Annotated in this window: 1 protein-coding gene; it reads left to right on the top strand. The window is 72.3% G+C overall.

The genetic code is table 11. From position 1 onward, the window contains the following. Positions 1-235, top strand: a 235-nt coding sequence (locus tag Q5762_RS39710; RefSeq protein ID WP_315897182.1) for a hypothetical protein, incomplete at both ends; no start/stop codon positions are given.

The raw sequence follows: 235 nt of genomic DNA, 5'->3' as shown, positions 1-235 counted from the left end.
GGTGATGAGCCTGCGGCAGGCGGTGCCCGGTGCGCCGCTGACCGGATCGGCGACACTTGCGCCCTATCAGGCAGGCGGTGCCCGGCTGCGGCTTGCGCCGGTACTGCTTGGCCCGGCGGGGGGCGGCGGAACCGCTATCACCACCCGGGTGACGCTCGACGGTCCGCTCGCTGATGGCCACGTCACCGGCCTAGACATTCCGTTGTCGGCCTGGCTCGGGCGTGGTGGAGCCTTC

Origin of the sequence: Streptomyces sp. P9(2023) (assembly GCF_032436795.1) — a bacterium.
Taxonomy (GTDB): domain Bacteria; phylum Actinomycetota; class Actinomycetes; order Streptomycetales; family Streptomycetaceae; genus Streptomyces.
Note: the sequence above shows the minus strand (reverse complement) of the source record. Positions and strands in the feature narration are given on the sequence as shown.